Origin of the sequence: Luteibacter yeojuensis, assembly GCF_011742875.1 — a bacterium.
In the GTDB taxonomy this organism is placed as follows: Bacteria; Pseudomonadota; Gammaproteobacteria; order Xanthomonadales; family Rhodanobacteraceae; genus Luteibacter; species Luteibacter yeojuensis.
Genome location: NZ_JAAQTL010000001.1, coordinates 197,270 through 223,323, shown reverse-complemented (window position 1 = coordinate 223,323; position 26,054 = coordinate 197,270). Strand labels below are relative to the sequence as shown.

Sequence of the window (26,054 nt, the reverse complement as noted above, 5' to 3'; positions counted from 1 at the left end):
GCGCGCCAACGCACAGCCTGATGATCGCGTCGTCGCTTGCCGCAGCGCGACGTAGGTGCGCGCCGATTTCCCACGCCCGCCTGCACGCTCGAGCATGGCATCGAGCCGCGACACACCGCTCACACGCTGGGCACGCGGCCGTCAGCAACGGCCGGTCAAGGTGGACGCTCCCCCGACGGAGAATCCCCATGGCCAATGAGAAAAATCTCCCACCGCAGGAGCCGGGCCAGGATACGCCCCCGAAAGACAGGCGCGGCCCCACGGAGCAGCCGCCGACCGACGCCTCCGGCGACCCTTTGGACGACACCGGCGAAGACAACCAGGGAAAGAAGTAGTCGTCAGTGCGCCGCATCCATCGGATCGCGGTCGGCGCGTGCGCGGCGCGCCGACCGTGCGGCGGCGCGCTTCCGCAGCAGGATGATGCCGGCGAGGATGAGGATGGCGGGGCCCCAGCGCCCATCCGTGGCCTTGGCGAGCAGCTTGCCCGCCGCGAGCGCACCGATCGTGCTCGTGTGAGAACCCGATACAACCGTAGCCATGGCCGTCCTCCCATCCTGATCGTCGCGCGTTGCCGACAGCGTCGCCGCCACCGCATTGGAGCGACGTGAAGTCTGGAGCTAGACCGTCTCCACGCTTACTTCCCCTCGCGTTCGAAGACCAGACCGGCCGCCTGGAGGTCGCCTTTCATGACGAGGTCGATGCCGCGTTCCATCCAGTATGACCCGCTCGCCGCGCTGGGCGTGCCCGGCGCCATCTTCCCGTGGATCGCGCGAACGCGGTAACGCGCCGCCGGGTCCAGTCCGCGCGGGCGCAGCGTCGGGAACGGCCGCGCTTCCTCGCCCTGGCGCTGGAACGCGAAAAGCACGGCCTGCCTGCCATCGGCGGCGACCGACTCCGTCGCCGACCAGGGCGCGCGCCGCTGCGGCGACATCAGCCGGTATAGGGCGCCCCGCTGGATCGTCGCACGGATCTTCTTGTATTCGGCGACGTAACCGCGCGCCGAGGCTTCGTCGGCGGGCGTCCACTCGAGCAGGTTGGCGCCGATACCGAGGCCGCCCTGCATGGCGGAAAGGAAGCGGAAATCCAGCGAGGTGCTGCGGCCGTTCACCCAGTTCGGCGAACCCGTGACCCAGGCCATCATCGTGGCCGGCGCGTACGCATAGCTGAAGCCGTCCTGGATCGAGAGCCGGTCGGACGGATCGGTGTTGTCGGAGGGCCAGACTTCGTCGGTGAGCGCCATGATGCCGAGGTCCACGCGCGCACCGCCGCCGGAACACGACTCGATCTCCACCTCCGGATGCCGTGCGCGCAATACGCGCAGGATGTCGTAGAGGTTGCGCACGTACGCCACGTACACCTTCTGCTGTTCGTCCGCCGGCATCTGCGGCCAGCCGGGCTCGGACCAGTTGCGGTTGTAGTCCCACTTCAGGAACTGGATGTCGTTGTCGCGAAGCAGGCCGTCGAGCACCTCGAGCACATGGGCCTTCACGTCCTCTCGGGCCAGGTTCAGCACGAGCTGGTGGCGGCCTTCGCTGCGTTCGCGGCCTGGAAAGTTCAGCACCCAATCCGGATGCGCGCGATAGAGATCGCTGTCCGGATTCACCATTTCCGGTTCCACCCACAGGCCGAAGCTCATGCCGAGGCCATGCACCTTGTCGATCAGCGGCTTGAGCCCGTTCGGGAACTTGCGCCGGTTCACCACCCAGTCGCCGAGGCCGGCATGGTCGCTGTCCCGCGCGCCGAACCAGCCGTCGTCCACGACGAAACGTTCGACGCCGAGCGCGGCGGCCTTCTCCGCAAGGCGCTCCTGCCCTGCCTCGTCCACCTTGAACTCGGTGGCCTCCCATGAGTTGTAGAGGACGGGACGCAGCTTGGCGTCCGCGCCACCGGGAAGGACGCGCTCGCGTTCGAAACGATGCATGAGGCGCGACGCGGCACCGACGCCCCGCGTCGTGTAGCCCGCATAGAACACCGGCGTGTCGAGGCCCTGCCCCGGGGGCAGGCGATACGCGAAATCGAACGGGTTGAAACCGCCGGTGACGCGGACCTGGCCGAGAATGTCCTCGTCGACCTGGATGCGCCACGAGCCGCTCCACGCCAGCGCGCCGAACCAGACGTCGCCGTGCTCTTCGTTCCATGCGTCGCCGCGGCCGATGGCGAACCAGGGATTGTTCTCGTCGCCGGTGCTGCCGCGACGGCTCTCGAGCACGGTGGCCCCCGGCGTCACCGCGCGCGTCTGCAGGTGCCATTCCCCCGCCCAGGTACCGGTGAGATAACGCAGCGAATAGTCGCCGCGCGGGAGGTTCCATGTCGCGGCCGCCGCGCTGTCGATCGTCAACGCCTGCTTGCCCGTGTTCTCGATGTGGGCCGAACGTCCCACGATGCCGGTGGCCGCATCCGCCGTATAGCGCAGGTCGACCGTCACGCCGGCCTGCGCATCGCGCAGGCGGATCGACAACGCGTTCCTGTCGATGCGATAGCTGTCGTAGCGCAGTACGACGTCGCGATTGCCGTCATCCAGGCGAATCTTCAACGCGGGCGTGGCGGTCATCGCTCCACCCCAACCCGCGTACTCCTGCGGCGTGAGACTGCCGGCCGGATCGAACGACGAGCGCTCCGGCGCGGGAACGGCGGGACCGAGCGGATCGTCCGGCGCCAGTCGCGCTCCCCAATAAAGCGTCTGCAAGATGCCATCGGCGTTCACGCCCATCGCATAGGTAACGTCGCCGGCGTCGAGGCGGAAGACGCGATGGGCCGCGTCGTAGCGCGGCACGGCGTCCTTCGAGGGCGCCGCGACGGCGGTATCCGCGATCGTGGCGACAAAGAGGCCCGCCGCGAGGACGAGGAGGAGGCGGATCGTTGGAGACGTACGTTTCACGTCGCGCTGTTCCTTGTCTATCGCCATGTTTCCGCGCGGAAGGCGAAGGATCGTTCCAGGCTGACGCCGGGCGCCAGGTCGGTCATGCCATGAGCGAGCGGGCCGCCCGGGAGATGCACGGCGTCGATCGGATGGTCCACGGGCTCGAAGCAGAAGAACGAGCCGCCCTCCGGTACGTAGAGAACATACCTGCCCGCATCCGACTCGACATGGAGACGGAGCGCCAGCGCCGGCCATTCGATCGCCGCCTCGCCCGTCCAGCCGTCGAAGGCATGATTGAGTCCGCCGGCCGGCAACGGGCGGTTCCGGGCGAAGTCCCAGGCCTCCGGCACGGCTTCGCGGCGCACCGGCAAGGGCGAGACGCCATCGTTCTGCCACACCGACTGCGCGGCCGCGGACAGCCGCACTCCACCGTGCAGCGGAAAGAAGGGATGCAGGCCAAGTCCGAACGGCAACGAGAACTCCCCGGTATTCGTCACGCGAAGGCGAACACGCAGTGTGTCCCCATCGAGACGATAACCGAGGAGTGCACGGTAGCTGTAGGCCTCCGGCACCGATTCGTCCAGCGTCAACGCGAGTGTCAGGTCGTCGTGATGGGACACCGTCCATTCGCGCTGCCAGCCGCTGCCGTGGATGGGCCATGCGTCGTCGGCACGGTTGCGCGCGAGCGTCACCTCGCGTCCCCGATGAAAAAAGCCGCCGTGGGCAATGCGATTGCTCCACGGCAGCAGGGGGTAACAGGCGAGATGGTTGGGATCGGGGGCCCCGTCCCAGCCCCTCATCAGGGCGACGGCATCGCCGCGCCCCTTCCACTCCAGGCTGGCGATGCCGCCGCCGATCCACGGCAAGACGCACAGGCGCAGCGAATCGTTTCGCAGCTGGAGCGGGACGGGCTCGGTCATGCGGTCAGAACGAGCCGCGCACGCCGACGAAGAACGTGCGGCCATTCGCCTCCGCGTAGCTCAGCCGGTCGCTCAGCAGCTGGTACTGGTAAATATTTTCGTTGGTGAGGTTCGTGGCGTACAGGAAGATCGACGCGTGCTTGTTGAGGTTGTAGCTGGCGCTCAGGTCCACCTGGCCGTACGACTTGACGGACGTGGGCTGCCCCTGGTTGCCGGCGAGCAGCGTGAGGTAGCTCTGCCGCCAGTTATATGCGGCGCGCAGCTCCACTGGCCCCTTCTGGTAGTAGAGGCTGAAATTCGACGAGTTGCCGATGCCCGGGACCGCGAAACGGCCCGTGCTGGCAAGATGGTCGGAGCTGATCGAGGTGTCGCTGGTGACGTAGGTGTAGTTCGTCGCCACGCCAAGGCCGTCGAAAGGCGCAGGCAGCTTCGTGAACTGGTAGTTGAAGGTCAGCTCCGCGCCCTTGATGGTGGCGTCGTTGAGGTTCACCGGCTCGGTCAGCTGGAACGGGAAGCCGAGCAGGGTCGTATTGGTGGTGATCTTCGTGGTGAAGTTGCTGACCTTCTTGTAGAACAGGTCGATCGCGGTATAGCTGGTGTCGTTGAAATACCACTCCAGGCCGGCGTCGTAGTTCTTCGACACGTACGGAAGCAGGTTGGCGTTGCCCTGGTCGATCGTCTGGTCCTGCGGACGGAAGTTGTATCTCACGTTCAGCGCCAGGTCGCCCAGATCGGGGCGGGTCAGCGTCTTCGAGGCCGCCGCGCGGAAGACCAGGTCGTCGCGCAGGTTGAGCTTGAAGTTCGCCGACGGCAGCCAGTAGTGGTAATCGCCCTTCTGCGAGATCGGCGTCAGCGAGCCATAGGTGGGAATGGCATTGGTCGGATCGGCCGGATTCACCGCGATCGCGAGGATCGGGATGGAGAACGCGCGCGACGTGGTATCGGTTTTCGTATAGCGCATGCCGACGTTCAGGGTCCACGGCATCGACGCATCCTGCTCGAACGTGGCGCTGCCGTAGGCCGAGGTCGTATGTTCCTTGATCTGCGCATACGAGCTGGGATCGGGGCGGGCGGCGAAGCTGCCGCCGTTGGCCGCGAGCGCCGCCTGGAAGGCCGCCGGGTTCGCCAGCTGGTTGTACGCCGCCGGCGAGGCCAGGTATTCGAAGAGCTTGTTGACGTCGTAGGTGACCCACTGGTGCGGGAAGGTCGACGATACGCCGTCCACCAGGCTGCCACCGTTGAACACGTGTGCATCGACGGCATCGGCGGGCACGTTCACGGCGTAGCCGCAGTAGACCGCGCAGGCCACGTCGTCGGGTGTCTTGTAGGTGAGCTTGGTCTTCTTGCGCTGCGTGTTCGAGACGCCGAAATCCAGCCGGGCCAGCGCACCGTCGAGGAAACTCTTCGAGAAATGCAGCTTGTTCTCGAAGATGGCGTCCGTGACGTTGGCGCTCTGCGTACCCTGGTTGGGCACGTGCGCATGCAGTGCGTCGACATCGTCGGTGGGGAGGAAGCCACTCCAGCTCGGCAGGTGGTTGCTGCCGCCGTTCTGCCACTCGGGCGTCGCGCCGATGTTGCGGGTTCCGAGTACCGTGAAGTTGCTGTCCGCCGACTTCTTGTTCCAGGCGCGCGAGACAGCGCTATCGAAATCCACCTGCATCGAGGGATCGATCTGCCAGTTGAAGTTCGCGCCAACCTGGGTATTGAAGGCATCGCGCGGCACCGAGCTGACGATATAGTCGTTCGCCATGCCGCCCGAGGCATCCACGCCGAAATGCTGCGCGGTGTTGTTGGCATCCGGCGTGATCGAATTGATGATGCCGGTGTTGGTGTAGAGGCCGAAGCCGCGCACGTCGGAATCCACCTGGTATTCCGAGAACAAACCGTCCACCTTCACGGTGAAGTCGTCGGCGGGCTTCCAGTCGATCGCGCCGTTGAACGAACGGCGGGTGCGCGTTTCCTGGGTGGACTGCCCCTGCAAGGTCTGCGGCAACGAGACGTTGGTGTACGCCGGGTTGATCCGCGAGAAGTCCTGGTTGGCGAGCCAGCCGCCCGTGTCCATCGTCTGCTGGACGTGGTCGCGCTTGTAGTAAACGACCGAGGCGAGCCAGCCGAACGTGTGGTCCGCGTTCGTATTGCCGAGCATCCCGGAGACCTTCGGCGTGGTCTTGCCGCCGAAACCGCCGCCCGTATGATCGTTCACCGCCGCCGCGCTGCCGGCCGCGTGCCAGCCGTTGAAGTCGAAGGGACGCGCCGTGATGACGTTCACCGTGCCGCCGATGCCGCCCTCTTCCGTATCCGGCGTGGCTGTCTTCTGGACCACCGCCTGCTGGATGATCTCCGAAGGCAGCACGTCGAAGTCGAAAGCGCGGTCGGTGGCGGCGGTCGCCATCGTGCGGCCGTTCACCAGCACGTTGACGAAGTTCGGGCCGAAGCCGCGCACGGTGATCTGGTTGGACTCGCCACCGCCGCGGTTCACCGACACGCCGGGCACGCGTTGCAGCGCGTCGGCCACGTTCTGGTCGGGGAACTTGCCCGCTTCTTCGGCGGACACCGAGTCCACGACGCTGATCGAATCGCGCTTGGTTGCCTGGGAGAGGTACAGCGACTGGAGCTGGCCGGTCACCTGCACGCCGCCCAGGTCGGTCACGGCCTTCTTGTCCTTGACCTTCCCATCCCGAGTGGTCGCGGCCGCCGTGTCCTGCGACTGGGCGACCGGGCCCGCCGGCGCCGCCGGCGCCGCGGAAGCCACCTCCTGGGCATGGGCCTGGAAGGAACCGCCGATGAGACCGATACCGATCATGCCCGCCAACGCGTTACGCACAGACAACGCCAACACCTTCCGCTGCATTCCGACTCCCCTCTATGGATGGACTGCCATTTGCCTCAACCGGGGCCGGACGCAGGCCGCAGACCACCCTCGAGGACGACCTGTCGCCCCGTTGGTTTCGTGCGTCTCTTTGCCGATCCCGAACCGTTTCCCCGCGACGCCCCGACCGGCACTACACCCGCCCGACCGTCGATGGGCTGAATTGTAGTATTTTATTATTATCCGACTGCAAGCTGCGGCGCAGCATGGCCGGAAACGGCCGGAACCGGGGGATCAGGACGATTTCGTGCGGCGGCCGCGCCCGCGGATGTTGTTGCGCGACTCCGCCACCATGCTCAGCATGGCCTGCCGCGCCATCTCGGGCTGGCGTTTACGCACCGCCTCATAGACCTTCTCGTGGTATGGGAGCGCCAGCTTGAAGTTCGCCGCATTCCGCGCGGAAAGCAGGAAGAAGGTGCCGAGAGCCGTCTCGATCACGGAGAACAAGGAGACCATGAGCTCGTTGTTGGTCGCGCGCAGCAGGGTCTCGTGGAAGGCCAGGTCGGCCTCCGCCCAGGCGTCGAGGTCTTCCGAGGCGGCCATCGCCTCGTAAGCGACCTTCAGCTCGGCGAGTTGCCCGGGAGTGCGCCGCTTCGCGGCTGCCGCCGCGGCCGCGGGCTCGATAAGCTCGCGCATCTCGATGAGTTTCTCGACGAAGCTGTCCGTAGGCATCAGGGCGCAGCGCCAGGCAAGCACGTCGGCATCGAGCTGGTTCCAGTACATCGCATCGCGCACGCGCGCCCCGGTACGTTGACGGGACTCGATGAGGCCCTTTGCCACCAATACCTTCATGGCCTCGCGCAGGGCCGTGCGGCTCACCTTCATCCGCTCCGCGAGGACTTCCTCGCGCGGCAACCCTTCACCCGGCGCCAGCTTGCCGCTGACGATCAGCTGACCCAGTTCCCGGACCACTTGGCCGTGCAGGTTACGCGTGGTCACAGGTTTCACGATGTGTCGCTCCCTCAGCTGTGCGATGCGCTATATCTCCCGACAACGCTACACAGCCGCGTCCCCGGGCGTCAATCCGACAAAGGCCTACGCTTCGTCGCGTGACGCTGCTCACATCACCACCCGGTCCGCATCGGTCATGGTGACCGAAACCCTCGAGAAGGTACGTCACGATGACCGACACGCGGAAGTTCCTCGTTTTGTGCATGGGCATGGCGTTGGCTGGTACGGTCGCCGCGCAATCGACCACGGGCTCGGTCTTCGGGGCGATCGCCGGCGGCGGTTCGGGTGACACCGTTCGCGTCGAAGGCTCCAACGGTGTGCGCCGCGAGGTGGCGGTGGATGCCTCGGGTCATTATCAGGCCGGATCGCTGCCTGTCGGCACGTATGCCGTCAGCCTCCTTCGAGGCGGTGCCGTCGTCTCCACGCATGGCAACGTGGCGCTCCGCGTCGGTGGCGCCGCGAAGATCGACTTCACAGGCACCGCGGCGGCGACATCCACCGCCGCGACGAATCTGGGCGGTGTAACGGTGTCCGCGAATGCCCAACCCGCCATCGACGTAACGACCGTGGATTCGCGCACGGTGATTTCCGCCGAGCAGCTGCGGCAACTGCCCCTTGCGAGAACGGCCGAAGACATCGCCCTGCTCGCCCCCGGCACGGCGACTTCGGGCGCGCTGTACGCCAGCCGCATCGGCGGCGGTGGGAACCTGGTGTCCTTCGGCGGATCGAGCGGCGCCGAGAATGCCTACTACATCAACGGATTCAATACGACCGACCCCTACAAGGGCGAAGGAGCGCTGCAACTGCCCTATGGCGCCATCGACCAGCAGGAGGTGCTCACCGGCGGATACAGCGCCAAGTACGGACGCTCGGACGGCGGCGTCATCAACCAGGTGGGAAAGAGCGGCACGAATACCTGGCACTATGGCTTCCAGGCCCAGTGGAGCCCGCGCTCGCTCGCCTCCTCGCCGGAGAACATCCGCTATGCGCGGAACCGCTTCGCCGGTCAGCTTTACGACTTCCGGGAAGAGGACAAGAGCTGGACGACGACCTATAGCGCCTACATCGGCGGCCCCTTGATCGCCGACCGCCTGTACCTGTTCGCGGCGGCGGAGCAGGACACGACACGCGGGGACACCACGGCGACGAATGCCGATCCCTCGAACCTCTCCGCACAATCGTCGCGGCTCCACTACAGGAACAAGACGCCCAAGTGGTACGCGAAGATCAACTGGAACATCACCGACAACAACATCCTCGAGGTGACCGGCATCCATAGCGAGCAATCCGGCTCCGGCCAGAACAGGAATTTCAACTACGCGGACCTCGGCACGAATGGCCAGGCCGTCCCGTCGGTCTTCACGAAAACCGGTGGCACGGCATATATCGGCAAGTTCACCAGCTACGTCACCGACGATGTCACCTTCACCGCCCTGTGGGGGCGGATGCGACTGCATGACTACAGCGCTCCCGCAGGTTACGACCCCACCCTCCCCTACCTGCAGAACATCACCGACCAGGATCCGCTGCTGAACGGCGGACAGTCGATCAGCAATTCGCAGACCATCTCGTCGCTGTCCGCACCCGACCAGGGCTCGCAGAACACGAGCCTGCAGCTGAACCTGGAATGGAAGCTCGGCGACCACACGATCAACCTCGGCGTCGACAACGACAAGCCGGAGACGATCGACCAGGGCAACAACCAATCCACCTGGACCTACGGACAAAGCGCCGGCGCGATCGACCTCGCCAACGGCATCGGCGCGCCCGGCGGCCGCGGCTATTACGTCGTCAACGAAATCACCAACGGCGCGTCAGGTGTGAAGACCGTCGAACGGGCGCAGTACCTCGAGGATAATTGGCAGGTCAGCGACCGCTTCCTGCTCAGTCTCGGCGTGCGGAACGACTCGTTCGACAATTACAACAACAGCAGCGTGAAGTTCACCTCGCAGGACCACAACTGGTCCCCGCGTGCGGGTTTCAGCTGGGACGTGTTCGGCGACGCCACGCTCAAGGTGTTCGGTAACCTGGGCCGGTATTACCTCGCCATCAACAACAACACGGCCTACGACGGCGCTACCGGATACCAGTGGCAGCGCAGCTATTACACCTATACGGGCATCGCGCCCAATGGCATGCCCACCGGGCTCGCGCAGTTCGGCAGCTTCTACGTCAACGGCCATACGGGTTCGGCCCCCGATCCACGCACAGTCGCCTCGACCAATCTCGGCGCGGAATACCAGGACGAATTCATCCTGGGCGCCACGAAGGCGCTCGGCGACCATTGGATCGCCGGCGTCAAGGGTACCTTCCGCAAGCTCCGGCAGATTTCGGACGATGTATGCGACAGTGCGAACCTGCTGATCGGCAAGGCGAAGGACCAGTACGGTCTGACCGACGACCAGGTCGTCGCCAACCGCGGCAGCTGCTACATCTTCAATCCCGGCAAGACCAACGACTTCGAGGTCGCGACGACCGGTGGGTACGTGACCGTACCGATGAGCGACGACGACTGGGGGTTCAGGCAAGGCCCCAAACGCAACTACTACGCCCTGGAGATGTTCCTGGAGCACCCCCTGGCCGAAGGGCCCTGGGGTGGCCGGGTCGATTACGTATTCTCGCGAAGCTACGGCAACTCGTCGGGCCTGCTCACCGCCAGCCGCGGCGACGACTCGGTGGGCGTCACGCAGGATTGGGACAATGCCTACGTCATGGAGAACGCCAATGGCCTGCTGAGCAACAACCACACCCACCAGCTCAAGTTGAACGGCGTGTACCGTTTCTCGCCCGAGTGGATGGTTTCCGGCGTAGTGAGGGTCGCCTCGGGCGCTCCCCGCTATTGCCTGGGTTTCTACGGGCCGACACCCGACGATCCGGCGACCAATGGCCCCAACGGCTACGGCAGCCTCTACCACTGGTGCGACGGGCAGCCCTCGCCGCCCGGAAAGCAGGGCGACCTGCCGTGGACGCGCCAGGTCGACCTCAACCTCGACTATTCCCCGGCGTTCGCGGACCACCACCTGTCTTTCGACCTGAGCGTGTTCAACGTCTTCGACGAGCAGCGCCCGCTTGCGATCTATTCGCAGAACAACTCCAAGGCCACGCCCTCCCAGCGGAACGACCTCTACGGCACGGCCACCGTGCTCGAACCGCCGCGCTATGTAAGACTGGGAATGAACTACGACTTCTGATCGATCTTGCTAAAGGAACGGCGTCCGCTGCCGATACAGGGGCAGGTATCGGGGAGCGGACGTCATGAGGAGTATCGCGATCTTCGCGCTGGCAGGCACATTGACCATGATTTCCGCCTGCTCGCAGGAAACATGGCACCTCGTCAGCGGTAAAAAAGGGGATGCCGCCGAAATCCGGATCGACGGCGACGAAGGCGTAGCCAATTGGTCGTGGGGACCGGACAACTTCACCGTGGAAGTCACCGTCGTGAAGAACGGGCTGGCCCATGAGACCGACGCCTCGAAACAAGGCGACCTCGTGCTCGAACTGGCGGACGGTACCCACCTCGAGTTTTCCGGTCCCCGCACCGCACTGGTATGCCAGCGGGGATGCGAGAGCTTGCACCTGCCCAATGCATGGCTCGTGAGCCGCGATTAGCTCTTCCCTCGAGTTACCCGTCCTTCCCGTTCAGCGGAACAAGCGCGGGCCCTCGTCCTTCCGACGACACGCCGCGAGCGGGGGCCCGGGGCGGCTGCGACGGCGAGCTTCGACCCAGGGTAATGTTCTTCGAGGCGCGCACGTCCTTGTTCGCGAAAGTCCATATCTCCCCGGTCTCGGTGATGAACACTGTCCAGTAAAGATCGGACTCCGGACCATAATCGATCAGGAAGTGGGCGAAGCCCTCCCCCTTTGGTGTATTGAGCGGTAGCGCGGGATTCAATTGCAGCATGTTCGGGCCTCCTCTGGCTCGAATTAGCGCTGCGTAACGGTGATGCCGTCGTGAATCATTAGTGGGGACGCGGTTCCGCTTTCGCGTCCGCTTACCGAAACCCATGCTGACTCGACCCTTGCACGCTTGAGCGTCACGGGAAACCCCACTAGGCAATCCGACCCCGAAGTGCAATATTCCAGACAGCGGCGGGAACTGGGGCCCGCCGATCAAGGGGAATGGATGAAGACAGAAGATTGGCTGAAGCTGGGAATCAGCGCTTGTTGGTATGTCCTGCTCGCCTGGTGGCTCTGGAGTGCCCGCGGCAATAAGACCGTCGCGCGTGGCGAGCCGTGGATGACCCGGCTTCTCCTTTACTGGTTGCCGTTGGCGCTCGCTTTCGTACTGCTTGGCCCGGGCGAATGGTATGGGCGCAACTGGCTGCGCGAAGGCATCGTGCCACATACCGCCCCCGTGTTTGCCGTGGCCCTCCTGATCGTAGCCGCGGGAGTCGCGCTCGCCTGCTGGTCGCGTTACCTGTTGGGCCGCAACTGGAGCAGCGTCGTGCAGATCAAGCAGGATCACGAACTGATTGAAGCCGGCCCTTATCGCTATATCCGGCACCCCATCTACACAGGAATTCTCATGGCGTTTGTCGGTACGGCGATCCAGGTAGGCGACGTGCGTGGCATCTTCGCCATACTGATCGTTTTCGCTTCATTCTGGCGCAAGCTCCGAATGGAGGAACGCATGCTGGGGGAGACCTTCGGCGAGGTCTATGCGGCCTATAAGGAAAGAACTTCGGCTCTTGTTCCGCGAGTTTTCTAAAGAGCGAATTTCAGAAGGCGCCGTGGCCCGTGCAGCACAGGAGTTCAATGTGGTCGGTTGTTGCGATGGCGCTGATGGTGCATGTTGCAGCCCACCGTGCCGCCGGATTGAGGCAGAGCGCAACTTGACGCGCATAGAGATTAAGCGTCGTCGGCTTCCGCAAGTGCTGTCCACCCTCGCCAATGCTTCGGCGACTCTGTCGCTCCGCATGCTCCCTGGGCAGTCGGCCACTTAGGATCGAGGGGGCGAATCGGGGTATTGAACTTGCCGATGGTGCCCGGAGTGGGACTCGAACCCACATACCCTTTCGGATGAGGGATTTTAAGTCCCTTGCGTCTACCGGTTTCGCCATCCGGGCGGAAAGAAAAAAGGCGCACCGCGTGAGCGGGTGCGCCTTGGAATGCGATGGAGGCCGAGGTCGGAATCGAACCGGCGTACGCGGATTTGCAGTCCGCTGCATGACCACTCTGCCACCCGGCCATCGCTTGCGCAGCGCGAAGAGTATCCGCGAAGCGCTTAAAAAACAAAACCTCGGCGGACCGAGGCTTTGTGGAATTACTTGGAGCGGGAAACGAGACTCGAACTCGCGACCCCGACCTTGGCAAGGTCGTGCTCTACCAACTGAGCTATTCCCGCGTCGTTGTCCGGCTATTTTAGATCAGATGGGGAATGTGTCAACCACTTTGCACCGTCTTTTTTTCACTTTTTTTCACTTCTCCTGAATCCTCGCGCAGGCTCGGCCACGCGGCGCGCAGGTAGTCGAGGCCGGACCAGATGGTGAGGACGCCAGCGAGCACCAGCATCGCCTCGCCTACGTGGTACAGGCGCAGCGTTTCCGCGTCGTGCTGGAGCAGGAGCACCACGAGGGCCACCATCTGCATGGCGGTCTTGAGTTTGCCGAGGAAGGCCACCTTCACCTTGGACCGGGCGCCGATCTGGGCCATCCACTCGCGCAGCGCCGACACGCCGATCTCGCGGCCCACGATGATCGAAGCCGTCACGGCCATCAGGATGCCCGGCCAGCCGCCCCGGTGCGACTGCACCAGCAGGAACAGGGTCACGGCGATCATGAGCTTGTCGGCCACCGGGTCCAGGAAGGCGCCGAAGGCCGAGGTGAGGTTCAGCCGCCGCGCCAGGTAACCGTCCAGCCAGTCGGTGACCGCGGCGAGCACGAACACGACCGCGGCCGCGAGGTTCGCGCCGCGGAACGGCAGGTAGAAGACGATGACCATGACGGGGAGCAGAAGCACCCGGAACAAGGTCAGCCACGTGGGAAGATTGATTCGCATAAGTCAGCCGGTGCAGGAAGCGGAACCCGAAGGCCGCACGTCCATTCGTTCAGGGGTGCAGCATGGCATAGATGCGCTCTGCGAGGCCGCGATCAATGCCCTTTACGCTCATCAATTCTTCGACGCCCGCGGCTTCGACGCCCGCGAGGCCACCGAAGGCCTTCAGCAGCGCCGCGCGGCGACGCGCGCCCACTCCTGCCACGTCCTCGAGCGTACTCCGCTCGCGTGCCGCCTCGCGGCGGCGGCGATGGCCGCTGATGGCGAAGCGATGCGCCTCGTCGCGCACGGCGGCCACGAGGTGCAGGGCCGGCGACGAGGTTCCCGGGTGCAGGGCCTTGCCGCTGTCGGCGAGCACCAGGGTCTCCTCGCCCGCACGGCGGCCGGGCCCCTTGGCCACGCCGACCACGCGGATGCCCTCTTCCACCCCAAGCTCACGCAGCACGTCCACGGCCTGCGCCACCTGTCCCAGGCCGCCGTCGATCAGGAGGATGTCGGGCTTCGCGCCACCTTCCACCACCTTCTTGAAGCGCCGGGTCAGGGCCTGGTGCATGGCCGCGTAATCGTCGCCCGGCGTGATCCCGGCGATGTTGAAACGCCGGTAATGGGACTTCTCGGGTCCTTCCGGCCCGAACACCACGCAGGAGGCGACGGTCAGCTCACCACGGGTATGGCTGATGTCGAAGCATTCGATGCGCCGTGGGGCGGCATCGAGCTCCAGCACCTTCTGCAGGTCGTCGAAGCGCGCCAGCAGCGTGTGCCGGCTCGCCAGACGCGAGGTCAGCGCCGCGCTGGCGTTGCGCTGGGCCATCTCGAGGAAGCGTGCCCGCTCGCCGCGGACACTGGGTTTCAGCGACACGGTGTAACCGGCATGATCGGACAGGACCGACGCGAGCACGTCCATGTCCTCCACCGGATCGCTCAGCACCAGTTCGCGCGGTACCTGCCGTTCCAGGTAGTACTGCGCGATGAACTGCGAGAGCACGTCCGAGATCGAGGCGTCCGTCGGCAGGCGCGGGAAGAAGTCGCGCGAGCCGAGGCTGACGCCATTGCGGAAGAACAGCACGCTCACGCAGGCCATGCCGCCTTCCATGCAGCAGGCGATGACGTCCATGTCCGCACTGGCGCCTTGCACGAAGTGCTGGGCCTGCAGTTTGCGCAGCGCGGCCACCTGGTCGCGCAGGCTGGCCGCACGCTCGAAGGCGAGGGAGCGCGAGGCCTCCTCCATGGACGCGGCCAACTCATCGATCACCGCGCTGCTGCGCCCTTCCAGGAACATCTCGGCGTGGCGCACGTCGCTCTTGTAGTCGTCCACGTCGATGAGGCGCACGCAGGGCGCGCTGCAGCGACCGATCTGGTGTTGCAGGCAGGGGCGCGAACGGTTCTTGAAGTAACTGTCCTCGCACTGGCGCACCTTGAACAGCTTCTGCATCAGGCCGAGGCTCTCGCGCACGGCGAAAGTGCTCGGATACGGCCCGAAATAGCGTCCCGGGCCTGTCTTGGCCCCGCGATGGAAGGCCAGGCGCGGGTAGTCCTCGCCGCCGGACAGGTAGATATAGGGGTAGCTCTTGTCGTCGCGCAGCACGATGTTGTATCGCGGCTTCAGCGACTTGATCAGCTGGGATTCGAGCAGCAGCGCCTCGCCGGCCGTGCGCGTGAGCGTGACCTCCGCGCGGGCGATCTGCGACACCATCGACGCGATGCGCGGGTCCATCGGCGGCTTCAGGAAGTAGTTGCCTACCCGCTTCTTGAGGTTGGCCGCCTTGCCGACGTACAGAAGCTCGTCTTCCGCATCGAAATAGCGGTAGACGCCGGGAGAGGTGGTGAGATGGCGGACGAAGGCCTTGCCGTCGAACGGATGCGACTCGATGTGCTCCATTCCGTCATTTTACCGCGTTGGCGGATCGCGGACGCGAAAACGCCGGCATGGGGATGGGCCATGCCGGCGAGGACCTTCCTTGGGAGCGTCGCCGTCCTGCTAGGGGTGAGTGTGGCGACGGGGTTAGATTACGTCGGGGCCCTTGCTCGCGCGCTCGGTGAAGTCCTGCGCTGCTTGTAGGGCCGGTCCACGGCCATGTGCAGGAAAAACCCTACAACTTCTCCCGGACCTGCCCAGCCAGCCAGCGCTCGGCCCGGGCCAGGTCTTCGGCTGTGTCGATACCGGGGGGGAAGGGTTCGGGGGTGGGGCTGACCGAAATGGCGTAGCCGTGCTCCAGGGCGCGGAGCTGCTCGAGCGATTCGGCCTGCTCCAGTGGCGTCCGCGGCAGGGCCGCCAGGCGGCGCAGGAAGCCTGCCCGGTAGGCGTAGATACCGATATGACGCAGGAAGGGCACGTCGGGCGGGAGTGCGCCCCGGTCGCGGGCGAAAGCGTCCCGGGCCCACGGGGCGGGCGCGCGGGTGAAGTACAGCGCCCTGCCGTTGCCGCCACGAACGACCTTGACCACGTTGGGATCGAAAAGCTCGCCGGCTTCCTCGATGGGCGTCGCCAGGGTGGCCATGGGCGCCTCGTCGCCGGCCAGTGTGGCCACCACGGCGCGAATCCCCGCGGCGGGGGCGAACGGCTCGTCGCCCTGGAGATTCACGACCACGGTATCGTCCGGCCAGCCGAAGTAACCCGCGGTCTCGGCGATACGGTCGCTGCCCGAGGCGTGGTCCTCCCGGGTCATGCAGACCAGGATGTCGCCACAGCCGCGGAGTTCATGGACCACGCGCTCGTCGTCGGTGGCGACCACCACCTGCGCCGCCCCCGCCTGCCCCGCTCTCGCGGCCACCCGCCGGATCATCGACTCGCCACCGATCTTCAGCAGCGGCTTGCCCGGAAGCCGGGTGGAGCCGAAGCGCGCGGGCACCACGACGACGAACGGGGGAATCTTTGCAGCCATGGGGGGTATCCGAGTCCTCGGGAAACGGAAGCGTAGCGCCTTCGCGGCCCTTGTAGGAGCCGCCATGGCGGCGAGGAAACCTTGCGAACACGTGGCAAGAGTGCTCTCGCCGCCATGGCGGCTCCTACAGAAGCGGGCCCTGAGGGAACCTTCTGGGAGCCGGCTGTGCCGGCCATCCCGCGGCAGCGCGCCAGCGTGTCGCGAGCACCCATCGCCGCTGAAGCGGCTCCCACAAAGACAATTGCTACAGTTTGGGCTTCCTCAGGCTTGGACGAGGTGGAATCCCGCTCCATTCGCCAGTTCCATGAAGCCCGGGAACGAGGTTGCGACATTGGCGCAGTCGCCGATGGCGATGGGGGCCGAGGCCACGAGCCCCGCGATGGCGAAGCTCATGGCGATGCGATGGTCGCCATGGCTGTCGATGTGACCGCCCCCGATGGGGCCGCCGCGGATGATCGCACCGTCGGGAAGCTCCTCGATCGACACCCCGCAGGCCTTCAGGCCGCTGGCCATGCTGGCGATGCGGTCGGATTCCTTCACGCGCAGCTCCGCCGCGCCGCGGATCGTCGTGGTGCCGTCGGCCACGGCGGCCGCGACGAACAATGCGGGGAACTCGTCGATCATGTCGGGAACGACCTCCAGCGGCAGCTCCACGCCGTGCAGTGGCGCGTAGCGGACGACGAGGTCCCCGATGGGCTCGCCGCCACTGCGGCGCTCGTTCTCCACGACGATGTCGGCACCCATGAGGCGAAGTGCCGCCAGCAGGCCCGTGCGCCGCGGATTGAGGCCAACGGCCTTCAGGCGCACGTCGGAACCCGGCACGATGCAGGCGGCCACGACGAAGAACGCCGCGGACGAGAAGTCGGCCGGTACATCCACGTCGACCGCCCGCAACACATGGCCGCCTTCGAGGCGCGCGCGTCCCGGCGAATAGTCGATGGGCCAACCGAAAGCCTTCAGCATGCTCTCCGTGTAGTCGCGCGTCGGATGGGGTTCCACCACCTCCGTGAATCCTTCCGCGTAGAGGCCTGCCAGCAGCAGCGCTGATTTGATCTGGGCACTGGCGACCGGCGGATGGTAGGTCACGCCGTGCAGCGCGGCACCGCCATGGATTCGCAGCGGCGGCTTGCCGTCGGTCGTGTCGATCGACGCGCCCATCGACGCCAGGGGATCGGTCACACGGCGCATCGGCCGGCGCGACAGCGATTCGTCGCCGACCAGGGTGGAGTCGAAGGCCTGCCCCGCGAGCAGGCCGGCGAGCAGGCGCATGCCGGTTCCCGCGTTGCCGCAGTCGAGCACCTCGACGCTGCCCCGAAGACCGTGGAGGCCCACGCCGTGGACGACGCGTTCTCCCGCCGACGGGGTCTCGAAGCGCACGCCGAGCTGGCCGAGGATGGCGGCGGTGGCGCGTGTGTCCTCGCCTTCGAGGAAGCCGCGGATGTGCGTCACACCTTCGGCGATGGCGCCGAACATCAGCGCGCGATGCGAAACGGATTTGTCGCCCGGCACGACGATCCCGCCGCGCAGGGGGCCGCCCGCGCGGCTGGTCCAGTCCACCCGCCTCACGGGAGGTTCTCCAGCAGGCGTTCCAGTTCCGCCCGGCTCCCGATGCTCACGCGCACCGTATGTGGCAGCCGGTAGCCGATCATCGGACGCACGATCACACCGCGCTCGAACAGGTGCGCCTCGAACGACGCGGCGTCGCGCCCAAGGTCCACGAGCAGGAAGTTGGTCTGCGACGGCAGCACCCGATAGCCTCGCGCCAACAGTTCTTCGGCAAGCCAGGCGCGGTCGCGGCGGTTCGTCTCGCGCACCCGGGCCAGATATTCATCGTCCCCCAGCGCGGCTTCCGCCGCCACGAGCGCCACCGTGTTCACGTTGAACGACTCGCGCAGACGTTCGCAGACGGCGGCCACGGACGGATGGCTCAGCATGTAGCCGATACGCAGGCCGGCGAGCGCATAGGCCTTGGAAAAGGTACGCGTGACGACGAGGTTCGGGAAACGGTCGAGCAGGCGCGCCGCGGTGCTCAGACCCTCCGCGTCGACATACTCGTGGTAAGCCTCGTCCACGACCACCAGTGTCTGTGCCGGGACCTTGCCCAGGAAGGCCTCCAGTGTCGCGTCGCCGAACCAGGTACCCGTGGGATTGTTCGGGTTGGCGAGGTAGACCAGCCGCGTGTCGGCGGTGACGGCCTTGGCGATCGCCTCGAGATCGTGCCCGTAAGGCGCTTCGGGATGATCGGCGGGGAGTGCGGGCACGGCCACCGATGGCGCGCCCGCCGCGGCCGCCGCGATCGGGAACACCGCGAAGCCGAACTGCGAGTGCACCACCGGATGCTCGGCATCCGCGAAGCACTGCGCCAGCAGCATCAACAGCTCGTGCGATCCGTTACCGAGCGTGATGCCGTTGACGGGCACTCCCTGCGACTCGGACAGCCTGCGCTTCAGCGAGGCGCCAAGCGGGTCGGGATAGCGCCAGATGTCCTGGAGCACCTGCGTGGCGGCGCGCATCGCGCGGGGGCTCGGACCCAGCGGGTTTTCGTTGGAGCCGAGTTCGGCAATGACGGCGCCGAAGCGCAGGCGCAGCGCGGGCAGGTCGTGACCGGGATCGTAGGCGCGGAGTGCCGACGTCGCCCGGTTGGCGAGCGCGGCTGCATCGAAAGGGGACGTCATGGGAGGGCGACAGGGTAAGAGCCGAGCACGCGTACGTCCGCGGCGGCGGGTTTCATTTCTTCGAGCGCGGCCTGCAGGGCCGGATCGTCCACATGGCCGGACACGTCGATGAAGAACGCGTACTGCCACTTCCCGGTATGTGCCGGACGGGACTCGATACGGTTCATGCTGATGTCGTGCTTGGCGAGCGGCTTCAGCACGTCGAACAACGCGCCTGGCTTGTCGCGCACCGACACCAGCAGCGAGGTGCGATCGTTACCCGACGGCGGGAAGATCGAGCGGCCGATCACCAGGAAGCGCGTGGTGTTGTCGGAGCGATCCTCGATGGGACCCGCGACGGTCTTCAGGCCGTAGACGCGCCCTGCCGTCTCGCCGGCGATCGCGGCGGACTCCGGCGAGAGCTTCGCCGTGCGTGCCGCCTCGGCGTTGCTCGACACCGGCACGCGCTCCACGTGCGGCAGGTTGACGCGCAGCCAGCCCTGGCACTGCTGCAACGACTGCGGATGCGAATAAACGCGCTTCACGTCCTTCAGCTCGCCGCTCAGCGACAGCAGGTTCTGGTGGACGCGCAACTCCACCTCGCCGCAGATGGTGGCCTTCGATACCAGGAACATGTCCAGCGTCATCTGGATCATGCCCTGCCCCGAATTCTCCACGGGCACGACGCCGAAATCCGCGTTGCCGGCGGCGACTTCCTGGAAGACTTCCTCGATGCTGCCCAGCGGGAGGCCGTAAGCGGCATGGCCGAAGTGCTTGCGCACGGCCTGCTCGCTGAAGGTGCCTTCGGGGCCGAGGAAGCCGATCTTCAGCGGCTGCTGCTGCGACAGGCAGGACGACATGATCTCGCGGAACAGGCGCACGAGTTCCGCGTTCGGCAGCGGGCCGTCGTTGCGGTCGATCACGCCGCGAAGCACCTGGGCTTCCCGTTCGGGCCGGTAATATTCCACCGCCGCCTTCAACGGGCCCTTGGCCCGGCCGACCTGCTGCGCCCAACGGGCGCGCTCGCTGATGAGCGATTGCAGTTGCTGGTCGATGCTGTCGATGCGCGTACGCGCTTCGGCAAGCGTGGCTTGTTTATCGGCAGGGGTCTTGCTCATGGACGTCCAGGCGGCTGAGTGGTTGCAGGTGAAACGGTTGCGCCGCGAGGCCATGTTGCACCGCGGCGACTTCCGACTTTAACCGTGCCGCGCCGCAAAGTCCCGCATGAATTGCACGAGCGCTTCCACCGCGGCCGGCGACACCGCGTTGTAGAGCGAGGCGCGCATGCCTCCGACGGCCTTGTGCCCCTTGAGGCCGATGAAGCCGGCAGCCTCGGATTCGGCCAGAAACATGCTGTCCAGCGCGCCGTCGTGCAGCACGAAGGACGCGTTCATGCGCGAACGCGCGGCACGCTCCACATCGTTTCGATAGAAACCATTCGAGCCGTCGATGGTGTCGTAAACCATCGCGGACTTGCGCGCGTTACGCTCGGCCATGGCGGCGAGGCCACCCTCTTGCTCGATCCACTCGAAGGTGAGGCCGGCGAGGTACCAGCCCCAGGTGTTCGGCGTGTTGAGCATCGAATCGTTCGCCGCCTGCTCGGCGTAGCGCAGGATCTTCGCGATCGGTCGCGGCGGACGTGCCAGCAGGTCGTCCCGAACGATCATCAGCACGAGGCCGGACGGGCCGATGTTCTTCTGCGCGCCCGCGTAGATCATTCCGAACCGTGAAACGTCCAGCGGCGCGCCGAGGATGTTCGATGACATGTCCGCCACGAGCGGCACGTCGCCGACATCCGGAATCTCATGGAACTCGAGGCCGCGGATGGTTTCGTTGGGCGTGTAATGGACGTACGAGGCCTGCGGATTCAATCGCCATGCCGGCCGCGGCGGAAGCGTGAGGAAATCGGTCGATTCCGAGGTGGCGGCGACGCGCGCGTCGACATGGAACGCCGCTTCGCTCGCCGCCTTCTTGCTGAAGATCCCGGTGACGATGTAATCGGCCGTGCCGCCTTCCGGCGCGAGGTTCATCGGGATCTGAGCGAAATGCTGGGTCGCACCGCCTTGCAGGAACAGCACCTTGTAGTTCGACGGTATGTCCAACAGGCGGCGCAACCGCCGTTCGGTGGCCGCGGCCAGTTCCATGAAGCGCTTGCCGCGATGGGAAAGCTCCATCACCGAGGCCCCGGAACCGTTCCAGTCGAGCATCTCCGCCTGCGCCCGCTTCAGGACCGCTTCGGCCAGCGCCGCCGGGCCGGCGCTGAAATTCCACGCTCTGCTCACTTCGTTCTCGCTTACGGGGAGGAACCCGCATTATGCCCACACGCACGGCGGCAAGCCGCTCTCTGTGGGAGCCGCTTCAGCGGCGATGATTGCTCGCGGCGCCTGGCCCGCTGCCGCGGGATCGCCGGCGCAGCCGGCTCCCACAAGGCATCGCGAAGATCCTTACTCGTAACTAGAACTGGACGAACAGGACCGCCGCGATACCGAGCGCTAGCAACGCCGCGGTAAGGATCAGCCACCAGACGTCGCCGCGCGGCGCTTCCGCTTCGCGGGACGCCGGCTCCGGCTCGGGTTCCGGCATGACCACGACGGGCTCGGCGGCCCAGCCCGGTCCTTCGAGCACGAACCGGTGCGCCGCGATGCCGATCTGGTCGCCGGGTTGCAGCGACGCTCGCACCGCCTTCACGCCGTTGACGCGAACGGCGTGGCGCGCCGGCACGCGCGAGGCGTCGAGCACCAGCTCCCCGTCGTCCCAGGCCAGGGTCAGCAGCGCGGCATCGTTGCCGGGCAGTTCGAGCGGCAGTGCGCCGTGCGTGGAGCCGAGCTCGAGGCGATCGCCCACCGCGACCACGCGCCCCGAAAGAGGGCCCGCCACCGGCCGCAGGGCCACCGTGCAACGCGATTCCGTCGGCGCGGCCCGTTCGCGCGCATCGAGGTCGGTGTCGTCGCGCACGAGCATGCGGCAGTCGCCGAGCGACAGGCTGTCGCCCGGCCGGAGCAGCGCCCGCTCGCGAACGGGCCGCGCGTTGACGTACACGCGCCCTGCCCCGGGCTCGACCTTGAGCACCAGCCCGCGACGGTCGCGATGGATGGTGACGTGGCGGGCGGCCACCTGGGCCTCGGACACGACGAGGTCGCACTCGTCCGCACGACCGATCGTGAGCACGGGCCGTGACCAGTGGAAATCACCGCGTGCCGAGCTGACGAATTCAATGCGCATGGAGGGACCGGGACGTTGACGACGCGACTTTAGCAGAGTGCGGTATCTAATTGAACGCAAAGGGGCAGTTGAGCGCGCGTCGTGGCGTACGAAGCGTGAGGTGCGACTCGCCTCCGCCGGGGGCCTGCTAGACTCCTCCTTTTCCGAATCGAGGAGTCTTCCATGGCGAAGATCGACATCCGCCGTCCCCACGGAACCACCGTGGAGAACGCCCGGGCCGTGGTCGACAAGGTGGCCGCGCGCATGCGCGAGAAATTCGGCACGGAAGGCACCTGGCAGGGCGACACCCTCACCTTCGCGCGCTCGGGAGTGAAGGGCGCGATCGCCGTTTCCGCCAGCGACGTGCACGTCACCGCGGAGCTGGGCATGCTCCTCTCGCCCCTGCGCGGCACCATCGAGGATGAGATCCGAAAGAAGCTGGACGAGCAGTTCGGCTGATCCTATGGCATACTAGAGGACTTATGCGGCCATTCCGGCCGTCTGCCGACCCGGGACACATGGCAAAAGACGACGTCATCGAAATGGAAGGCACGGTCCTGGAGACCCTGCCCAACACCATGTTCCGCGTGCAGCTCGAGAACGGGCACGTCATTACCGCCCATATCTCCGGCCGCATGCGCAAGCATTACATCCGCATCCTCACGGGCGATAAGGTGAAGGTCGAAATGACCCCTTACGACCTGACCAAGGGGCGCATCACCTACCGCATGAAGTAAGGCGCCCGGCGCCGACTTCGTTCGGAACGAAAAAAGCCGCGGCACGCGCCGCGGCTTTTTGTTTTGTGCGGGATGCTTGTGCAGTAGCCGCTATAGCGGCGAGGGAATCCGCCTCACCGCTACATCGCTCCGTAGGCTTCTCGCCGCTGTAGCGGCTCCTACAGCACCCTTGCCCGCTGCCGCGGGATCGCCGGCATAGCCGGCTCCCGCAGGTCCCGCACCGGGGTTCACGCCTCTGCCGTCGCCGGCTCCGCCGACTCCGTTTCCACGTGCAGCTCGTCGCCCTCGACCGAAAGCGAGACCTTCCCGCCGTCGGCCAGCTTGCCGAACAGGAGTTCGTCGGCCAGCGCGCGCTTCACCTTGTCCTGGATCACGCGGGCCATCGGACGAGCGCCCATCTGCGGGTCGAAGCCGTGCTCCGCCAGCCAGCGGCGGGCTTCCGGCGACACGTCCACGCTCACCTTCTTCTCCGCCAGCTGGGCTTCCAGCTCGATCAGGAACTTGTCGACCACGCGCAGGATGTGGTCGAAGTCCAGGGCATTGAACTGGATGATCGCGTCCAGGCGGTTGCGGAATTCCGGCGTGAACATGCGGCGGATGGTCTCCATCGCGTCCAGCGAGTGGTTCTGCTTCACGAAACCGATACCGCGACGGGACGCCAACTGCGCGCCGGCGTTCGTGGTCATCACGATGATCACGTTCTTGAAGTTCGCCTCGCGGCCATTCGTGTCCGTCAACACGCCCCGGTCCATGACCTGGAGCAGGATGTTGTAGACGTCCGGATGGGCCTTCTCGATCTCGTCCAGCAGCAGCACGCAGTGCGGATGCTTGGTGATCTGCTCGGTGAGCAGGCCGCCCTGGTCGAAACCGACATACCCCGGGGGCGCACCGACCAGGCGCGAGACCGAGTGCGCTTCCATGTACTCGGACATGTCGAAGCGGACCATCTCGATGCCCAGCTGCATGGCGAGCTGGCGGGTGACTTCCGTCTTGCCGACACCGGTCGGGCCGGCGAGCAGGAAGCTGCCGATCGGCTTGGACGGATCGCCCAGTCCCGAGCGCGCCATCTTGATCGACGACGCCAGGGCCTCGATCGCGGCATCCTGGCCGAAGACGACCATCTTGAGGTTACGCTCGAGGTTGCGCAGCACGTCGCGGTCCGACGCGGACACCTGCTTCGCGGGAATGCGCGCCATCTTGGCGACGATGTACTCGATCTCGGGCACGTCCACCTTGCCGGTCCGCTCGTCTTCCGGCAGCAGGCGCTGGCGGGCGCCGGCCTCGTCGATCACGTCGATGGCCTTGTCCGGCAGCAGGCGGTCGGGGATGTGCTTGACCGAGAGGTCCACCGCGGCACGCAGCGCCTCACCGGTGTACTCCACCGAGTGGTGCTCCTCGAACCGGCTCTTCAGGCCGCGCAGGATCTCGATGGAGTCGGCCACGGTGGGCTCGACCACGTCGATCTTCTGGAAACGGCGAGCCAGGGCGCGGTCCTTCTCGAACACGCCGCGGAACTCCTGGAACGTGGTGGAACCGATGCAGCGCAACTCGCCCGACGCCAGCATGGGCTTGATCAGGTTCGAGGCGTCCATGGTGCCGCCCGACGCCGAACCGGCGCCGATGATGGTGTGGATCTCGTCGATGAACAGGATGGCGTTCGGCTGCTTCTTGAGCTGGGCGATGACCGCCTTCAGGCGCTTCTCGAAGTCGCCGCGGTACTTGGTACCCGCGACCAGCGCGCCGAGGTCCAGCGACCAGATCGTGCAGTCTTCCAGCACCTCCGGTACCTGGCCTTCCACGATGCGCTTGGCGAGGCCTTCGGCCAGCGCCGTCTTGCCCACGCCCGCCTCGCCCACGTAGAGCGGGTTGTTCTTGCGGCGGCGGCAGAGCACCTGGATGGTGCGCTCCACCTCGTCCTGGCGGCCGATCAGGGGGTCGATCTTGCCCTGGATGGCCAGTTCGTTCAGGTTCGAGGCGTATTCGCTGAGCGGGTTGCCCTTGCCCTCGCCCCCCTCCTCGCCGTCACGCTCGGCATTCGGGGCCGCCGAGGCGGACTCGTCGCCGATCTTGGCGATGCCGTGCGAGATGTAGTTGACGACGTCCAGGCGGGTGATTTCCTGCTGGTGCAGGAAATACACGGCGTGGGAGTCCTTCTCGCCGAAAATGGCCACCAGCACGTTGGCGCCGGTGACTTCCTTACGGCCCGAGGACTGCACGTGGTACACGGCGCGCTGGAGCACGCGCTGGAAGCCCAGGGTGGGCTGGGTGTCGCGCTCGTCGCCGGCCGGGAGCACCGGTACCGTCTCGGCGATGATCCGCTGCAGGTCGGCCGCCAGGCGCGGCAGGTCCACCCCACAGGCACGCAGGGCGGCCAGGGCGGACGTGTTTTCCGTGAGGGCGAGCAACAGGTGCTCCACGGTCATGAATTCGTGGCGCTGCTCGCGGGCCTGCTTGTAGCAGTGCCCAATGGTGACTTCGAGATCCTTGCTGAACATACGGACCGTCTCCGATAGCTGTGGGCGGCGGGGACCAGCCCCATGTCAATGCCGCATGAACTCCAGATGGGGGATCGGCTACATCTTTTCCATAGTGCACAGGAGCGGGTGTTGATGAGACCGTGAGTATTCGTTGACCTGAGTCACCTTGGTTTCTGCCACCTCCCGGGTGAAAACGCCGCAGACGCCCTTACCTCGTGTGTGGACATGGAGCATCACCTGCACCGCCCGCTCCTGGTCCATGCCGAAGAAACTGCGCAGCACCTCGATCACGAAATCCATCGGCGTGAAATCGTCGTTCAGCAGGACGACCTGGAACAGAGGCGGCCTGGCCGTTTCCGGACGGGAGGTCTCGACGGCGAGACCATGCCCGCGCTCACTTTCCTGGTCGTGTTCGTGTTCTTGGGACATTAATTCGGAGCCTTCGATACGCGATTCGTTTATACACCGGAATCCGGCCCGCTTTCGGGCCGGTTACCACAGGTAATGGC

General features: G+C 65.9%; 21 protein-coding genes and 3 tRNA genes. 5 read left to right on the top strand and 19 right to left on the bottom strand.

Annotated elements, in window-relative coordinates; all coding sequences use genetic code 11:
- Positions 1-338: 338 nt before the first annotated feature.
- The 5 genes from HBF32_RS01015 to HBF32_RS00995 all read right to left on the bottom strand — a co-directional run bounded on the left by HBF32_RS01015 (position 339) and on the right by HBF32_RS00995 (position 7,597).
- Positions 339-539, bottom strand: coding sequence for a hypothetical protein (locus tag HBF32_RS01015; protein WP_166697778.1), 201 nt, complete (start codon positions 537-539; stop codon positions 339-341).
- A 95-nt stretch (positions 540-634) separates the two neighbouring features.
- Positions 635-2,878 (bottom strand): alpha-galactosidase, encoded by a 2,244-nt coding sequence (locus HBF32_RS01010; protein ID WP_338039720.1) that lies wholly within the window; start codon positions 2,876-2,878, stop codon positions 635-637.
- A 17-nt stretch (positions 2,879-2,895) separates the two neighbouring features.
- A complete protein-coding gene (locus HBF32_RS01005; protein WP_166697776.1) occupies positions 2,896-3,780 on the bottom strand; it encodes an aldose 1-epimerase in 885 nt (294 codons plus the stop codon).
- Positions 3,781-3,784: 4 nt separating this feature from the next.
- Positions 3,785-6,604 (bottom strand): TonB-dependent receptor, encoded by a 2,820-nt coding sequence (locus tag HBF32_RS01000; protein ID WP_205287675.1) that lies wholly within the window; start codon positions 6,602-6,604, stop codon positions 3,785-3,787.
- A gap of 279 nt (positions 6,605-6,883) precedes the next feature.
- The gene (locus HBF32_RS00995; RefSeq protein WP_338039719.1) at positions 6,884-7,597 is read right to left on the bottom strand and encodes a FadR/GntR family transcriptional regulator; all 714 of its coding nucleotides are present in this window, start codon (positions 7,595-7,597) and stop codon (positions 6,884-6,886) included.
- 173 nt (positions 7,598-7,770) lie between these two features.
- On the opposite strand from HBF32_RS00995, the gene HBF32_RS00990 reads away from it, so the two are divergent.
- Complete coding sequence (locus HBF32_RS00990; RefSeq protein WP_166697774.1) at positions 7,771-10,791, top strand: TonB-dependent receptor; 3,021 nt, start codon at positions 7,771-7,773, stop codon at positions 10,789-10,791.
- A 64-nt stretch (positions 10,792-10,855) separates the two neighbouring features.
- Positions 10,856-11,209 carry a hypothetical protein gene (locus HBF32_RS00985; RefSeq protein WP_166697773.1) on the top strand — a complete coding sequence of 118 codons (354 nt, stop codon included), beginning with the start codon at positions 10,856-10,858 and terminating at the stop codon, positions 11,207-11,209.
- 13 nt (positions 11,210-11,222) lie between these two features.
- Here HBF32_RS00985 and HBF32_RS00980 read toward each other — a convergent pair whose 3' ends face one another.
- A complete protein-coding gene (locus HBF32_RS00980; RefSeq protein WP_166697772.1) occupies positions 11,223-11,501 on the bottom strand; it encodes a hypothetical protein in 279 nt (92 codons plus the stop codon).
- Between the two features lie 222 nt (positions 11,502-11,723).
- Here HBF32_RS00980 and HBF32_RS00975 point away from each other — a divergent pair, with 222 nt between their 5' ends.
- On the top strand, positions 11,724-12,308 hold the full coding sequence (locus HBF32_RS00975) for a methyltransferase family protein (RefSeq protein WP_166697771.1): 585 nt from the start codon (positions 11,724-11,726) through the stop codon (positions 12,306-12,308).
- 271 nt (positions 12,309-12,579) lie between these two features.
- Here the strand turns inward: HBF32_RS00975 and HBF32_RS00970 are convergent.
- From HBF32_RS00970 to HBF32_RS00920, 11 genes are all read right to left on the bottom strand, one after another.
- Positions 12,580-12,666, bottom strand: a tRNA-Leu gene (locus HBF32_RS00970).
- Positions 12,667-12,714: 48 nt separating this feature from the next.
- Positions 12,715-12,788 (bottom strand) — tRNA-Cys (locus tag HBF32_RS00965).
- 80 nt (positions 12,789-12,868) lie between these two features.
- Positions 12,869-12,944 (bottom strand) — tRNA-Gly (locus tag HBF32_RS00960).
- A gap of 38 nt (positions 12,945-12,982) precedes the next feature.
- The gene (pgsA, locus tag HBF32_RS00955; RefSeq protein WP_166697770.1) at positions 12,983-13,597 is read right to left on the bottom strand and encodes a CDP-diacylglycerol--glycerol-3-phosphate 3-phosphatidyltransferase; all 615 of its coding nucleotides are present in this window, start codon (positions 13,595-13,597) and stop codon (positions 12,983-12,985) included.
- Positions 13,598-13,646: 49 nt separating this feature from the next.
- Positions 13,647-15,473, bottom strand: coding sequence for an excinuclease ABC subunit UvrC (gene uvrC, locus HBF32_RS00950; protein WP_166697769.1), 1,827 nt, complete (start codon positions 15,471-15,473; stop codon positions 13,647-13,649).
- A 211-nt stretch (positions 15,474-15,684) separates the two neighbouring features.
- The gene (gene kdsB / locus HBF32_RS00945) at positions 15,685-16,476 is read right to left on the bottom strand and encodes a 3-deoxy-manno-octulosonate cytidylyltransferase (RefSeq protein ID WP_166697768.1); all 792 of its coding nucleotides are present in this window, start codon (positions 16,474-16,476) and stop codon (positions 15,685-15,687) included.
- A 261-nt stretch (positions 16,477-16,737) separates the two neighbouring features.
- Entirely contained in the window at positions 16,738-18,042 is a 1,305-nt protein-coding gene (gene aroA, locus HBF32_RS00940) for a 3-phosphoshikimate 1-carboxyvinyltransferase (RefSeq protein WP_166697767.1), read from the bottom strand.
- The gene (gene hisC / locus HBF32_RS00935) at positions 18,039-19,151 is read right to left on the bottom strand and encodes a histidinol-phosphate transaminase (protein ID WP_166697766.1); all 1,113 of its coding nucleotides are present in this window, start codon (positions 19,149-19,151) and stop codon (positions 18,039-18,041) included. Before hisC ends, aroA begins: the two co-directional genes overlap by 4 nt.
- Positions 19,148-20,248, bottom strand: coding sequence for a prephenate dehydratase (gene pheA, locus HBF32_RS00930; protein WP_166697765.1), 1,101 nt, complete (start codon positions 20,246-20,248; stop codon positions 19,148-19,150). The genes hisC and pheA overlap by 4 nt, the downstream gene beginning before the upstream one ends.
- 78 nt (positions 20,249-20,326) lie before the next feature.
- Positions 20,327-21,412 carry a 3-phosphoserine/phosphohydroxythreonine transaminase gene (gene serC, locus HBF32_RS00925; RefSeq protein ID WP_166697764.1) on the bottom strand — a complete coding sequence of 362 codons (1,086 nt, stop codon included), beginning with the start codon at positions 21,410-21,412 and terminating at the stop codon, positions 20,327-20,329.
- 172 nt (positions 21,413-21,584) lie between these two features.
- Complete coding sequence (locus tag HBF32_RS00920) at positions 21,585-22,352, bottom strand: FHA domain-containing protein (protein WP_166697763.1); 768 nt, start codon at positions 22,350-22,352, stop codon at positions 21,585-21,587.
- Between the two features lie 162 nt (positions 22,353-22,514).
- Between HBF32_RS00920 and HBF32_RS00915 the strand changes: the two genes are divergently transcribed.
- Positions 22,515-22,790, top strand: a complete 276-nt coding sequence (locus HBF32_RS00915; protein WP_166697762.1) for a polyhydroxyalkanoic acid system family protein — start codon at positions 22,515-22,517, stop codon at positions 22,788-22,790.
- A gap of 59 nt (positions 22,791-22,849) precedes the next feature.
- A complete protein-coding gene (infA, locus tag HBF32_RS00910; RefSeq protein ID WP_072323067.1) occupies positions 22,850-23,068 on the top strand; it encodes a translation initiation factor IF-1 in 219 nt (72 codons plus the stop codon).
- A 227-nt stretch (positions 23,069-23,295) separates the two neighbouring features.
- On the opposite strand, the gene clpA is transcribed toward infA, so the two are convergent.
- Complete coding sequence (clpA, locus tag HBF32_RS00905) at positions 23,296-25,563, bottom strand: ATP-dependent Clp protease ATP-binding subunit ClpA (RefSeq protein ID WP_166697761.1); 2,268 nt, start codon at positions 25,561-25,563, stop codon at positions 23,296-23,298.
- A 78-nt stretch (positions 25,564-25,641) separates the two neighbouring features.
- The gene (gene clpS / locus HBF32_RS00900) at positions 25,642-25,974 is read right to left on the bottom strand and encodes an ATP-dependent Clp protease adapter ClpS (protein WP_166697760.1); all 333 of its coding nucleotides are present in this window, start codon (positions 25,972-25,974) and stop codon (positions 25,642-25,644) included.
- Positions 25,975-26,054: the final 80 nt, after the last annotated feature.

Excerpts from the sequence above, each read along its gene's own strand:
- HBF32_RS01015 (WP_166697778.1), bottom strand. The coding sequence starts at position 539 with ATGGCTACGGTTGTATCGGGTTCTCACACGAGCACGATCGGTGCGCTC.
- HBF32_RS01005 (WP_166697776.1), bottom strand. The coding sequence starts at position 3,780 with ATGACCGAGCCCGTCCCGCTCCAGCTGCGAAACGATTCGCTGCGCCTG.
- HBF32_RS00990 (WP_166697774.1), top strand. The coding sequence starts at position 7,771 with ATGACCGACACGCGGAAGTTCCTCGTTTTGTGCATGGGCATGGCGTTG.
- HBF32_RS00985 (WP_166697773.1), top strand. The coding sequence starts at position 10,856 with ATGAGGAGTATCGCGATCTTCGCGCTGGCAGGCACATTGACCATGATT.
- HBF32_RS00980 (WP_166697772.1), bottom strand. The coding sequence starts at position 11,501 with ATGCTGCAATTGAATCCCGCGCTACCGCTCAATACACCAAAGGGGGAG.
- HBF32_RS00975 (WP_166697771.1), top strand. The coding sequence starts at position 11,724 with ATGAAGACAGAAGATTGGCTGAAGCTGGGAATCAGCGCTTGTTGGTAT.
- pgsA (WP_166697770.1), bottom strand. The coding sequence starts at position 13,597 with ATGCGAATCAATCTTCCCACGTGGCTGACCTTGTTCCGGGTGCTTCTG.
- uvrC (WP_166697769.1), bottom strand. The coding sequence starts at position 15,473 with ATGGAGCACATCGAGTCGCATCCGTTCGACGGCAAGGCCTTCGTCCGC.
- kdsB (WP_166697768.1), bottom strand. The coding sequence starts at position 16,476 with ATGGCTGCAAAGATTCCCCCGTTCGTCGTCGTGGTGCCCGCGCGCTTC.
- hisC (WP_166697766.1), bottom strand. The coding sequence starts at position 19,151 with ATGACGTCCCCTTTCGATGCAGCCGCGCTCGCCAACCGGGCGACGTCG.
- pheA (WP_166697765.1), bottom strand. The coding sequence starts at position 20,248 with ATGAGCAAGACCCCTGCCGATAAACAAGCCACGCTTGCCGAAGCGCGT.
- HBF32_RS00920 (WP_166697763.1), bottom strand. The coding sequence starts at position 22,352 with ATGCGCATTGAATTCGTCAGCTCGGCACGCGGTGATTTCCACTGGTCA.
- HBF32_RS00915 (WP_166697762.1), top strand. The coding sequence starts at position 22,515 with ATGGCGAAGATCGACATCCGCCGTCCCCACGGAACCACCGTGGAGAAC.
- infA (WP_072323067.1), top strand. The coding sequence starts at position 22,850 with ATGGCAAAAGACGACGTCATCGAAATGGAAGGCACGGTCCTGGAGACC.
- clpA (WP_166697761.1), bottom strand. The coding sequence starts at position 25,563 with ATGTTCAGCAAGGATCTCGAAGTCACCATTGGGCACTGCTACAAGCAG.
- clpS (WP_166697760.1), bottom strand. The coding sequence starts at position 25,974 with ATGTCCCAAGAACACGAACACGACCAGGAAAGTGAGCGCGGGCATGGT.